Annotated in this window: 12 protein-coding genes; 5 read left to right on the top strand and 7 right to left on the bottom strand. The window is 67.9% G+C overall.

All coding sequences use genetic code 11. The annotated features are described in order from the left end of the window. Positions 1-156: 156 nt before the first annotated feature. On the bottom strand, positions 157-723 hold the full coding sequence (efp, locus tag RZA67_RS05935; RefSeq protein WP_317211712.1) for an elongation factor P: 567 nt from the start codon (positions 721-723) through the stop codon (positions 157-159). Between the two features lie 122 nt (positions 724-845). Here efp and epmB point away from each other — a divergent pair, with 122 nt between their 5' ends. Beyond that, the gene (epmB, locus tag RZA67_RS05930; RefSeq protein WP_317211711.1) at positions 846-1862 is read left to right on the top strand and encodes an EF-P beta-lysylation protein EpmB; all 1017 of its coding nucleotides are present in this window, start codon (positions 846-848) and stop codon (positions 1860-1862) included. Positions 1863-1882: 20 nt separating this feature from the next. Here the strand turns inward: epmB and RZA67_RS05925 are convergent, their stop codons facing one another. From RZA67_RS05925 to RZA67_RS05915, 3 genes are all read right to left on the bottom strand, one after another. Further along, positions 1883-4009 (bottom strand): EAL domain-containing protein, encoded by a 2127-nt coding sequence (locus tag RZA67_RS05925; protein ID WP_317211710.1) that lies wholly within the window; start codon positions 4007-4009, stop codon positions 1883-1885. Next, positions 4006-4941 (bottom strand): phosphate/phosphite/phosphonate ABC transporter substrate-binding protein, encoded by a 936-nt coding sequence (locus RZA67_RS05920; protein WP_317213916.1) that lies wholly within the window; start codon positions 4939-4941, stop codon positions 4006-4008. The genes RZA67_RS05925 and RZA67_RS05920 overlap by 4 nt, the downstream gene beginning before the upstream one ends. A gap of 120 nt (positions 4942-5061) precedes the next feature. Then, positions 5062-5823 (bottom strand): RNA methyltransferase, encoded by a 762-nt coding sequence (locus RZA67_RS05915; protein WP_317211709.1) that lies wholly within the window; start codon positions 5821-5823, stop codon positions 5062-5064. Positions 5824-5941: 118 nt separating this feature from the next. On the opposite strand from RZA67_RS05915, the gene RZA67_RS05910 reads away from it, so the two are divergent. Further along, positions 5942-6769: an inositol monophosphatase family protein gene (locus tag RZA67_RS05910; protein WP_317211706.1), complete on the top strand. Its 828-nt coding sequence runs from the start codon at positions 5942-5944 to the stop codon at positions 6767-6769. A 306-nt stretch (positions 6770-7075) separates the two neighbouring features. Here the strand turns inward: RZA67_RS05910 and htpX are convergent, their stop codons facing one another. Next, entirely contained in the window at positions 7076-7939 is an 864-nt protein-coding gene (htpX, locus tag RZA67_RS05905; RefSeq protein ID WP_317211705.1) for a protease HtpX, read from the bottom strand. A gap of 92 nt (positions 7940-8031) precedes the next feature. Between htpX and gluQRS the strand changes: the two genes are divergently transcribed. From gluQRS to phaR, 3 genes are all read left to right on the top strand, one after another. Beyond that, positions 8032-8982 (top strand): tRNA glutamyl-Q(34) synthetase GluQRS, encoded by a 951-nt coding sequence (gluQRS, locus tag RZA67_RS05900; RefSeq protein WP_317211704.1) that lies wholly within the window; start codon positions 8032-8034, stop codon positions 8980-8982. Positions 8983-8998: 16 nt separating this feature from the next. Continuing rightward, a complete protein-coding gene (locus RZA67_RS05895; protein ID WP_317211702.1) occupies positions 8999-9739 on the top strand; it encodes a beta-ketoacyl-ACP reductase in 741 nt (246 codons plus the stop codon). A 148-nt stretch (positions 9740-9887) separates the two neighbouring features. After that, the gene (phaR, locus tag RZA67_RS05890) at positions 9888-10415 is read left to right on the top strand and encodes a polyhydroxyalkanoate synthesis repressor PhaR (protein ID WP_317211700.1); all 528 of its coding nucleotides are present in this window, start codon (positions 9888-9890) and stop codon (positions 10413-10415) included. A gap of 96 nt (positions 10416-10511) precedes the next feature. On the opposite strand, the gene RZA67_RS05885 is transcribed toward phaR, so the two are convergent. Both RZA67_RS05885 and RZA67_RS05880 read right to left on the bottom strand, forming a co-directional pair. Beyond that, positions 10512-11450, bottom strand: coding sequence for a TraB/GumN family protein (locus tag RZA67_RS05885; protein ID WP_317213915.1), 939 nt, complete (start codon positions 11448-11450; stop codon positions 10512-10514). Continuing rightward, a complete protein-coding gene (locus RZA67_RS05880) occupies positions 11450-12403 on the bottom strand; it encodes a DUF1684 domain-containing protein (protein ID WP_317211699.1) in 954 nt (317 codons plus the stop codon). The genes RZA67_RS05885 and RZA67_RS05880 overlap by 1 nt, the downstream gene beginning before the upstream one ends. Positions 12404-12405 lie beyond the last annotated feature (2 nt).

The following is a 12405-nucleotide window of genomic DNA, read 5'->3' as shown; positions in this document are numbered from 1 at the left end:
TCTACGTGGGTGCGCGACCGGGTACGGCAGCCGGGCAGAGCCCGGCTCTACGTGGGGCGCGACCGGGTCGGGCAGCCGGGCAGAGCCCGGCTCTACGTGGGTGCGCGACCGGGTCGGGCAGCCGGGCAGGGCCCGGCGCCATCCGGCAACGCCGGATTACTTCACGCGGGCCGAGTACTCGCCCGAGCGGGTGTCGACCTTGATGATTTCGTCCTGGTTGACGAACAGCGGCACGCGCACCACCGCGCCGGTTTCCAGCGTGGCCGGCTTGCCGCCGCCGCCGGAGGTGTCACCGCGCACGCCCGGGTCGGTCTCGGTGATCTTCAGCTCGACGAAGTTCGGCGGCTGCACGAAGATCGGCTCGCCGTTCCACAGGGTCACCACGCAGGACTCTTCGCCCTTGAGCCACTTCTCGGCGCCGCCCATGCCGGCCTTGGTGGCCTGGACCTGCTCGAAGGATTCAGGGTCCATGAAGTGCCAGTACTCGCCATCGGCGTACATGAAGTTCATGTCGGTGTCGACCACGTCGGCGGCTTCCAGCGAGTCGGTCGACTTCATGGTCACTTCCTGGGTACGACCATCCTTGATCAGGCGGTACTTCACGCGGGTGAAGGCCTGGCCCTTGCCCGGCTTGACGTACTCGGTATCGATGATGACGGCCGGTTGGTTGTTGACCAGGATCTTCATCCCGTTCTTGACGTCGTTCATGCCGTAGCTGGCCATGGGTAAACTCCTGATTGGCAAAAGCGCCGCGGGTGCGGCGAGCCGGTAGAATGGAAAACCCCACCGAACACCGGTGGGGCACTGTTTTTCTGTCCCACATGATAACCGCAGGCCCCGTCTCCATGCAGCCTTCCGCCCTTCCCCGGCCCGATGTCGCGCCGCGCCCTGCGCGCTGGCAGCAGCTCTGGCGCGAGTCGATCCGCGATCCGCAGGCTCTGCTGCAGCACCTGCAGCTGGACCCGGCCGCGCTGGGCGTTTCGGACCAGGCGCTGCAGCAGTTTGCCCTGCGCGTTCCGGAAGGCTTCGTGGCCCGCATGCGCCGGGGCGACCCCAGCGACCCCCTGCTGCGCCAGGTACTCCCGGTGAACGAGGAAATGCGCCAGGTGGCGGGCTTCAGTTTCGACGCGGTCGGCGACGGGCTGGCCCGCAAGGCCACCGGGGTGATCCAGAAATACCGGGGTCGCGCGCTGCTGGTGGCTACCGGCAGCTGCGCCATCAACTGCAGATACTGTTTCCGTCGCCACTTCGACTATGGCAGCGAGAATGCCGCCAAGGGCGCCTGGCAGGAGGCCGTGGCGGCCATTGCCGCCGATCCGGACATCGACGAGGTCATCCTCTCGGGAGGCGATCCCCTCTCGCTCGCCACCCACAAGCTGGTCGAGCTGACCGATGCGCTGCGCCGGATTCCGCACGTGCGCCGCCTGCGCATCCACACCCGGCTGCCGATCGTGCTGCCCGAACGCGTGGACGGAGAACTGCTCACCTGGCTGCGCAGCCTGCCCTGGCCGCTGGCCATCGTGGTGCATGCCAACCATGCCAACGAGTTTGACGCCAACGTGGACGCCGCCGTGGCCGCCCTGCGCGGCACCGGTGCGCAGCTGCTCAACCAGGCCGTGCTGCTGCGTGGCGTCAACGACAGTGTGCAGGCGCTGCAGGACCTGAGCGAACGCAGCTTCGCCGCCGGCGTGCTGCCTTACTACCTGCACCAGCTCGACCGGGTCGAAGGCGTGGCACATTTCGAGGTTGATGACGAGCAGGCCCGCGCGCTGGTGGCCGGCCTTACCGCCCGGCTGTCCGGCTACCTTGTGCCCAAGCTGGTGCGCGAACTGCCCGGCGACCCGAGCAAGCGCGCCCTCTGAACCGGGCCCAGGTTCCTGACTCAGGTCCCTGCTTCGATCAGCTGGACCACCGCCGTGGCGGTGACCGGGCGGCTCAACCAGTAGCCCTGCCCCAGGTCGCAACCGCGCTGGCACAGCAGGTCGAACTGGGCCTCCTGCTCGATGCCCTCGGCAACCACGGTAATGCCCAGTGCATGTGCCATCGCGATGATGGCCGTGGTCAGGGCCAGATCGTCCGGGTCGCGCTGCATGTCGGCCACGAAACTCTTGTCGATCTTCACCCCGTCCACGGGCACCTGGCGCAGGTGGCTCAGGCCCGAGAAACCGGTGCCGAAGTCGTCCAGCCAGACCTTGACCCCAGCGCGGTGCAGTTTGTCCAGCAGCTGCGCGGCGACCATCTCATCGCCGATCACGGCGGTCTCGGTCAGCTCCAGATGCAGGCGCGAGGCCGGCAGCCCGGACTCGTGCAGGCAGCTGGCTACCAGTTCAGGCAGCTCACCGCCGCGCAGCTGACGCGGCGAGACATTGACCGAGACGAACATTTCGTCGCCGGCCGCACCGGCAGGCCACTGCGCGGCCTCCATGCAGGCCGCACGCAGCACCTTCGGTCCAATCTGCTCGATCAGCCCGCTCTGCTCGGCCACCTCGATGAAGACCGAGGGCGGGATGGTGCCCAGCGTGGGATGCTGCCAGCGCAGCAGCACCTCCACACCGACCATGCGTCGGTCGCGCGTGCGGAAAATCGGCTGATAGGCCAGCCGCAGCTCGCCGCGCTCCCATGCGCCGCGCAGCTCCTGCTCCATGTGCACACGCCGCTCGACCGCGTGGTCCATGGCGCGGCTGTAGTAGCGGTAACAGTGTTTGCCGGCCACCTTGGCCTGGTACATGGCGATGTCGCCGTTCTTCAGTAGCGAGGTGGCATCGGCCGCATCATCGGGGAACAGGGTCACGCCGATCGAAGCGCCGAGGAACAGCTCGCGGTCCTGGACCCGCAGCGGCCGGCCCAGCGCCTCCACCAGCTGCTCGGCCAGCAGCCGCGCCTGCGCGGCCACATCGCCCTCTCCGACCAGGATGACGAACTCGTCGCCGCCAAAGCGTGCCAGCAGGGCGTCGTCGCCGCCGGCCTGCCGCACCGCCTCGCTGATGCGCTGGGCGAACTGCAGCAGGGCCTCATCGCCCGCTTCATGGCCGAGGGTGTCATTGACCCGCTTGAAGTCGTCCATGTCGGCAAACAGCAGCGCCAGGCGGTGGCCGGAGGCGCGCGCGGCCATCAGCCGGTGATCCAGTGCCTCGCGGAACGCCAGGCGATTGGTCAGCCCGGTGAGCGCATCGGTATAGGCCATCTGCCGGACTTCCCGGTCGTGCCGGGCGATGGACTCACGCATCCGCGCGAACGCCCTGACCAGTTCGCCGACCTCATCGTGGCGCAGACTCTCGCGTACCGGCGCCTGGTAATCACCGGCCTCGATGCGGCGCGCAGCCGCTGCCAGTTCGCGCACCGGCGTCACCAGGGTGCGCTGCACGAAGATCACCACCGCGATCCCGATGGCCACCAGCAGGCCCAGCATCAACCACATCCAGCCCAGGTGACGACTGCCGACCTGCTCCAGCCGCTCGGCCAGGCCAGCGTTGGCCCGGCGCTCGAGGGCCTGCACTTCCCCCAGCGACATGCCCACCCGCACGCCGCCCAGGCGCTGGTTGCCGACCTGCACCGGCATGCTGGCTTCCAGCACCTGCGGTGACTGCTGCAGCTGCAGCCCCTTGGCCGTCACCGCCTGGGCCGCCAGCGGGTCGGTCATGGGCCGCCCGAACGCCGGCACGGTCACCGAGCCATCGTGCAGCAGATTGCCGCGCGCATCGAACACCAGCACGTAGCTCACTACCCGCTGCCGCGATGCATTGCGCACCAGCGTGCCGATCTGCTCCAGATCGTTGTAGTACATCGGGTTGGCCAGGCTGTCGGACAGTTCGCGCGCCAGGCCCTCGCCGCGACTGCGCAGACTGCGTTCGAACAGCTCGTGGATCACATCGCCGCTGAGCTCTCTCACTTCGCGCTGCATGGCGCCCTGGCGCGCCAGCAGCACCGCCAGGATCGCCAGCACCACCAGCATCGCCCCACCCATGGCGAGCACGAAGCGCGCCTGCATCCCCGAACCCGGCAGTTTCATTCCACTTCCATCCGCACGCGGACCAGGCCGCGTTCCAGTTCATCCAGCCGCTGCTGCATCCGGCCATCGACGCGATGGAAGCCGGACGTCCCGAAAAACCGTTTCAATGCCGGTCCCGCCTGCGGGTCGGCCGCAGCCTCCAGCAGCACCTGCTGCAGGCGCTCACGCACGCGACGGTCCAGGTCGGCGCGTACCACCTCCACCGCCCGCGGGTAGGGATCGGTGCGCAGGATCACCCGCAGGTCCGGCTTGAACATCGGCGGCACCCGGGCCGGGTCGTCCCAGTCGACGCTGCTGACCGCTCCGGCGTCGACCACGCCCTTGTGCACGAAAGTAGCAATGTTCAGTTCGCTGCGCGCGAACACGTAGCCCACCCCGTCGCGCGGCGGCGTGTCCTCGGCCGCCTGCAGGATCTGCGGGCGCAGGCCCTGCTGCAGCAGGGTCATCACCGGTACCAGGTAAGCGCTGGTGGAGCCCACACTCTGCAGGGCCACGGTGTGTCCGCGCAGGTCGGACAACTGGGCGACCGCGCCGTCCCGGCGCGCGAAGAACACCGTATGGTAATCACGTACGCCGCTGCGCTCGGTCAGCAGCAGCGGACGGGCACCGGCGCGCTGGCCCAGCGCAACCGCAGTACCGGCCGTTTCTGTGACCCAGTCGACACGCCCGCGGCGCAGGTAACTGGCCATCTGCTGGGTATCGCGCGCCATCAGCACCCTTCCTTCACGGATACCGACGTCGTGCATGCGCTCGACCACGTAGTCCAGCAGCGGCTGCAACTGCTGGTAATGCGACTGCGGGTCGTTGCTGATGCGGCCCAGCACCAGCACGCTCTGCGCAGGCGGCGGCGTCGCCCCCGACGACGCTGGCAGGCCTGCCAGCAGCAGACACGCCAGGCCAAGCAGTCCCCACTGCGTTCCGCGCCAACCCATCACGACTGCCCCCTGGTGATGGCCCCAGCGTACCTGAAAAAACGTGAACTGCGTCAGGTTGTTTTCTGCAGGCGCAGCGTGCCCAGGGTCGATGCCCGCCCCCTCCGGGCGCTGGCCGGTTTACCTGGCCAGCTTCGCCATGCGCTGGGCATCGGCCAGGATGCCGCGCAGCAGGCGCACTTCCTGCTCGCTCGGCTCGGCGCGCAGGAACAGACGCCGCAGCTTGCGCATCGCCGAATCAGGTGCGCGCCCTTTGTGGAAGTCGATTTCGTCCAGGGTCTGGCCCAGCTGACCGAAGAAACTCTCCATCTGCTCGTGACTGGCCGGCTGCTCGCGGGCACCGCCATCGGCGCTCGGCAAAGCGGGCACGGGCGTGGCCTGCAGCAGGCGCATGCGCACCTCGTAGGCCAGCACCTGCACGGCCGCGGCCAGGTTCAACGAGCTGAAGGCCGGGTCGGAGGGAATATGCACGGCCGCGTGGCACAGCTGAAGTTCCTCGTTGGTCAGGCCGGTGCGTTCGCGGCCGAACACCAGCGCCACTTCGGCGCCCTCGCCCGCCTTGTCGGCCAGGCGGGCAGCGGCGACCGCCGGCAGCAGCTCCTCCAGCTGCACCCGGCGCGCGCGCGCGGTACAGCCAAGCACCAGGGTGCAGTCGGCCACGGCCTCGGCCAGCGTGGCCACCACCGGCGCATCGCCCAGCACGTCCTCGGCCCCGGCCGAGCGGCGGAACGCCTCTTCATCCAGCGGCTTTTCCGGCGCCACCAGCACCAAGCGGGCCAGGCCCATGGTCTTCAGCGCACGCGCGGCAGCGCCCATGTTGCCGGGATGCTGGGTCCCGACCAGGACGAAACGGATGCGGACAGCGGCAGTTTGATCGGACATGAACACAAATTAGTCGAGCAGGACGGCCTGCAATGGTAAACTGCGCGACCGGCCAATGCGCCGGACCCGCTCTTTTCCCCCGCCAGCCCTTCATTCTGCCTTTACGGGAGCTCACGCCATGCAGAAACCCGCCGTCACCGTCATGGTCAAGGCCGCCCGCCTCGCCGGCAACGTCCTGTTGCGCAACATCAACAAGCTCGAGGCGCTCAACGTCGTGCAGAAGGGCCGGATGGACTACGCCAGCGAAGTCGATGCGGATGCGGAAAAGGTGATCGTCAAGGAACTCAAGCGCGCCTACCCCGACTACGGCATCTTCGGCGAGGAAGGCGGGCTGCAGGGCGGCCATCGCCAGATGTGGGTCATCGACCCGCTCGACGGCACCAGCAACTACCTGCGCGGCTTCCCGCACTACTGCGTGTCCATCGCGCTGGTTGAAAACGGTGAGCCGACCGATGCCGTGATCTTCGACCCGCTGCGCAACGAGCTGTTCACCGCCAGCCGCGGTGGCGGCGCAGTGCTCAATGACCGCCGCATCCGCGTGGCCGACCGCAAGGACCTGGAAGGCACGATGATCCATACCGGCTTTGCGCCGCGCGAGCGCAGCCGCGCCAGTGCGCAGCTGAAGGCGGTCGACGCACTGCTCGTGCACGCCGAGGATGTGCGCCGCACAGGCTCGGCGGCACTTGACCTGGCCTATGTGGCCTGCGGCCGCGCCGATGCCTACTTCGAGGCCGGCGTGAAGGCGTGGGACATCGCCGCCGGTGTACTGCTGGTACGCGAGGCCGGTGGCAAGGTCAGCGACTTCAAGGGCGGCACGCTGGCGCGCATGGACAACCGTGGCCCGGAGACCCAGCAGGTGGTGGCAGGCAACATCAAGGTGGCCGAGTCGCTGCAGAAGGTGCTGGTCAATACCGCATACGCCGCAGAGTTCGACGCCAGGTTCTGACGTAGTGCCGGGCTCTGCCCGGCAGCTCCCGGCCGAAACACGGTGCCGCGCCGCTGGGCGTGACGACCAACGGTCGTCACCTACCAAGGCCGCATCCGCGTGGGACCCGGCAGGTAGTGCCGGGCTCTGCCCGGCAGCTCATTTACCGCCAGGCACGCCCGGCAACCCGCAACACCGCAGAGCCCCGGCTCCGCGCTGTTCTGCGCTTCAGCGTTCGCCGATGTCCCACGCGCGCCTGCTTCCCCACACAAAAAGAACACCCGGCGCGAGGCCGGGTGCGTGGGTCACATGCAGCAGGCGCAACGCTTATACGGCGGTCGAGGCACGCAGCGCGGCGATACGCTCTTCCAGCGGCGGGTGGCTCATGAACAGCTTGCGGGCGGTGGAGCCAGCGATGCCGAAGGCAGCGACCTGGGTCGGCAGGGTGCTCTGACCATGGTTGAGCTTCAGGCGCTCCAGGGCGGCAATCATCTTCTGACGGCCGGCAAGCTGGGCGCCGCCGGCGTCCGCGCGGTACTCGCGATGACGCGAGAACCACATCGTGATCATGGTGGCGAAGATGCCGAACACCATTTCCAGGACCAGCACGATGCCGAAGTAAGCAAGGCCGCGCCCACCTTCGCGGTTGCCGGAGATCGCGCTGTCGATGAACCCACCGACCACCCGTGCCAGCACGATCACGAAGGTGTTCACCACGCCCTGCAGCAGGGCCATGGTCACCATGTCCCCGTTGGCCACGTGCGCGATTTCATGGCCGAGCACAGCCTCGGCTTCGTCCTCGCTCATGTTGTGCAGCAGCCCGGTCGATACCGCCACCAGTGCGTTGTTGCGGTTGGCGCCGGTGGCGAAGGCGTTGATTTCCGGGCCGTCATAGACCGCCACTTCGGGCATGCCGATGCCGGCCGCGCGGGCCTGGCGCTCCACCGTCTGCAACAGCCAGCGTTCGGTATCGTTGCGCGGCGTGGTGATGACCACCGCCCCGGTGCTGCGCTTGGCCATCCACTTGGACAGCAGCAGCGAGATCAGTGAGCCACCAAACCCAAACAGGCCGGCCATCACCAGCAGGCCGCTCATTCTGGACGGGTCGACACCGATCAGTGACATCACAACGCTGGCCAGTACCAGGACGGCGAGGTTGGTCAACATGAACAAGGCGATGCGACTGAACATGGGAAGTGAAAGCTCTGAGTTGGCGTTGATCCCGAATGTGCGGTGACTTCAGCTTGAATTCAAGCGCCAAGCTGACCGAGGATTCAGCCAGCATGAACAGCCCCCCCTCGCTCCCGCCTTTGCCCTACGCCGCCGGCGGCAACGGGCGCTTTGCCCCCTCACCCACCGGTGCCCTGCACGCCGGCTCGCTGCTGGCCGCGTTTGGCAGTTGGCTGTTCGCGCGCCATCGCGGCGCCGGCTGGCAGGTGCGGGTCGAAGATGTCGACCCGCCGCGCACCGTGGCCGGTGCGGCGCAGGCACAGCTGGCCACCCTGCTGCGCTTTGGACTGAGCGCGGACGGTGCGATTCTGCAGCAGAGCCACCGCGATGCGGTGTACCAGCAGGCGCTCGACCGTCTGCTCGCGCAGGGACACGCCTTTGTCTGCCATTGCAGCCGCAGCGATCTGGCGGCCACCGGCGGTCTGCATCATCGTTGCGTGGCCAGCGCGCCGCGCCCCGACCCTGCGGTGCGGCTGCGCGTGCCACCCGGCAGCGTCGTACGCTTCAATGACCGGATACGGGGACCGCAGGTGCAGGACGTGCATGCCGAGGTCGGCGATGTGGTGCTGCGCCGCGCCGATGGCTGCTGGGCCTATCAACTCGCCGTGGTGGTGGACGATCATGCGCAGGGCGTGGACGAGGTCGTACGCGGCGCGGATCTGTTGGGTTCCACCGCACGGCAGATCCTGTTGCAGCGCGCGCTCGGGCTGCCCACGCCGACCTATGCCCACCTGCCGCTGCTGCTGGACGCGCAGGGCCGCAAGCTGTCCAAGTCGCTGGCCAGCGCGCCGGTCGCGCACTGGCCGGTCATGCCCACATTGGGCGCGCTGTGGCAGCTGCTGGGGCAGCCTGCGCAGGCCTTGCCGCCGGACAAGGACGTGGGCACGGCACTGCGGGCGGCGGCAGCCGCGTTCGTGCCGAGCCGGGTGCCGGTGCACGATCTGGCCTACGAAGGCAGCGCATTGCAGGCCATGTTGTTGCAGAATCCCCCTTCCCCCACCTGATCTTCGGAACTGCAGCATGACTTCACGCGTCGCATTGGTAACCGGTGGCACCGGCGGAATCGGCAGTGCGATCTGCCTGCGCCTGGCCGAGCAGGGACACAAGGTCGCCACCAACTTCCGCGATGAAGCCAAGGCGCGGGCGTGGCAGCAGGCGATGGCTGCGCGCGGCCACCGCATCGCCCTGTTCCCCGGCGATGTCTCCGACCCGGGCAGCTCCGAAGCGCTGGTGCAGGCGGTTGAAGCCGAGCTTGGCCCGGTGGAGATCCTGGTCAACAACGCCGGCATCACCCGCGATACCACCTTCCACCGCATGCGTGCCGAGCAATGGCACGAGGTGATCAACACCAATCTGAACTCGGTGTTCAACGTCACCCGCCCGGTCATCGAAGGCATGCGCCGGCGCGGATGGGGCCGGGTCATCCAGATCAGCTCGATCAACGGCCTGAAGGGCCAGTACGGCCAGGCCAACTACGCAGCAGCCAAGGCTGGCATGCACGGGTTCACCATTTCGCTGGCACGCGAAAATGCAGGCTTTGGTATCACCGTCAACACCATCTCGCCCGGCTACGTGGCCACCGACATGGTGATGGCGGTACCGGAGGAAGTGCGCGCCAAGATCATCGCCGACATCCCCACCGGACGGCTGGGCAAGCCGGAGGAGATCGCCTATGGCGTGTCCTTCCTGGTGGCCGATGAGGCCGCGTGGATCACCGGCAGCAACCTGGACATCAACGGCGGCCATCACATGGGCTGGTAACGACCCGGCCGCGCATGCTGCGCAGCATGAAGACCCATGCTGCGCAGCATTGTGCGCCGAAAAATGCCAGGTAAGACAAGGCTGTAACGGTTGCAACTGCTGCTGCACTGCGCCATGCTGCACGCCTGACTTGACGAGTGATTGCTGCATGGCTGCGACCCGCATCATCAAGAAGTATCCCAACCGCCGGCTCTACGACACCGAGATTTCCAGCTACATCACCATCGAGGATGTGCGCCAGCTGATCCTGGACGGCGAGGAGTTCGAGGTCCGCGACGCCAAGAGTGGCGATGATCTCACCCGCTCGGTCCTGCTGCAGATCATCGCCGACCAGGAACAGGATGGCGAACCGATGCTCTCCACCCAGCTGCTGAGCCAGCTGATCCGTTTCTACGGCGATTCGCTGCAGGGCTTCATGGGCAACTACCTGGAGCGCAGCATGCAGGTCTTCCTCGACCAGCAGCAGCAGTTCCGCCAGCAGATGGGCAACCTGCTGGGTCAGACCCCGTGGGCAATGATGAACCAGCTGACCGAGCGCAACCTCGAGCTGTGGCAGGAGTTCCAGCGCAGCATGGGGGCCGGCTTCGGTCCGCGTCCGGGGGGTACGAGCACCGGGACCGGCGGCCCGAAGGGCGGCGACGCCGCTGGCACCCCGCCCAAGGGGCGCGGACGCTGAGGCCTCTGCGGCGCAGTACCGCCGCACCGCTGACTGCCGCTCAATGAAAAAGGCGCGCTCATGGCGCGCCTTTTCCGTGGTTGCGCCGACCGGCCCTCAGCGCAGCCGCTCGACCTTGTAGCCCTTGCCGCGCAGCTTCTCGACAACGCCGTCGCTGCCCAGCAGATGCAGGGTGCCGACCACCACCAGACTGCTGCCCTGCCCTGCCTGCAGATGGCGTTCCAGCTTGGGCACCCACGCATCGTTGCGATCGCTGTTGATGCGCTTGTACAGCGCCGGGTACTTCTGCCGCATCGAAGCGGCCATCTCATTCCACAGCACCGCGTCATCGCCGCGACGCCACGCATCGTGCAGCTGACGCACTTCGGCATCGCCCTTGTCGGCCTGCTCCAGCGCCTCCACCAGCATCTGCCGCTGCTCGTCGGCACTCATGCCCGCCAGTACCGCAACCTGGGTCTGGATGTCCTCAAGCCCACCGACCTGCTTGCCAGCCTGCTGCGCCCGCTGCATGAAATGCTGGTCCAGGCCGAGCTTGGGGTCCAGGCCGAGCTTGGTCATCTGACCGATGCTGATGCTCAGGCCAACGAACCATGCCTGCATACCCTGCAGTTGCGCCAGCGGCAGGTTGTTGGCGGTCGCATAGGCCTGCAGTCGTGTCCAGGTCGGCTCATCCAGCTCATCACGCAGCTGGCGGCCGTCGGTCCGTACGGCGGCCTGCACCAGCGTGCTGGCCATCTGCGGCGATGCCATGTCGGCCGGTGACAGCTCGAACAGCACGCGCTGGGAGGCGGCAAACGCCTGGTCGGTCACCTTGGCCAGCGGATAGTCCTCGGCCCGCAGCAGGTGAAACGAGCCCAGCAGGTAAAGGGCGGCATCCCCCTTGCCGGTGACTTTCCACAGCAGGGGCACCGGTGCTGCTGGCGTGGCCGAGGGCGCGGGTGCGGCTGCTGGCGCGCGCGCCGGCGCTGCCTGCACGCCGAGCGCAGTGACAGCCAGCAGCAACGGGGCCAGCAGGCAGCGGGTCATTCGATGCATCACGGTGCTTCTCCTTCAGCAAGGTGGTAGGTACGTTCGCCCGCCTGCACCGCCAGGTCCAGCCGGTTTTCCGGTGGTGCCAGGGGGCAGGTCGCGTAGGGGGTGAACGCGCAGGGCGGGTTGTAGGCGTGATTGAAGTCCAGCACCACCTCACCACGCGCGTCCGGCGCGGCGGTGTCCAGGTACCGGCCAGGCGGATAGCTGCCATGACCGCTGGTGCGGTCGGCGAAGATCAGAAACAGCGGCTGCCCCGGTTCGGCAACCGCTTCGAGCCGGTACAGGCGGCCATCGCGCTCGAACTCCACGCGCCCGGCATTGGGCATGGCGGTGGTCAGGCCGGTGATGTCCACGATGGGCAGCGTGCGGCCGGGAGGATGGGCGCGGAAACGGGCCTTGACCTGCCACTGCGGCCCACCGGGCCAGTAGTCGATGCCCTTGAACCCGCGTCGCGACGGCGCGTCTGCATGCTTGACGCGCAGCGCATGGCGCTCACCGCGATGAATGAGGCTGAGCTCGCCTTTCCCATCATCGAACTGCAGCTTCACGGGTGTCGGGTCGCTGTCACTGGCAAACGCGATGGGCCCGCGCAGGGCTCTGCCGGCCACCTGCACGCCGGCCCCGCGTTCGGGGGTGAACACCCAGCCTGCACCCTGTCGGCTGACCAGTCCCAGCCTGGCCGGCCCGACCGCCAGGCGGATACCGCTGCCGGGCCCGCGCCCGATGTAATGTGCCTTGTGTTCCAGCCAGTGCAGGCCGACCAGGCTGGTCCAGCCATCGGCTGCGGTCAGCGCTGCATGTCGCTCAGCGCGCCACTGCTGTTGCGCCTGCTCGAACGCCGGGTCGGGCGCGGTCGGCGCAGGCGGAGGCGGGGCTGATGGCGTGCAACCGGCCACCGCCAGCAGAACCAGGACACAGAGCCACCGCACTTCCGCGCGCCAGAAGAACAGGCCCATGC

This window comes from Stenotrophomonas sp. C3(2023), from assembly GCF_032911385.1.
Taxonomy (GTDB): Bacteria; Pseudomonadota; Gammaproteobacteria; order Xanthomonadales; family Xanthomonadaceae; genus Stenotrophomonas.
This window is presented reverse-complemented; position numbering and strand designations above follow the sequence as displayed.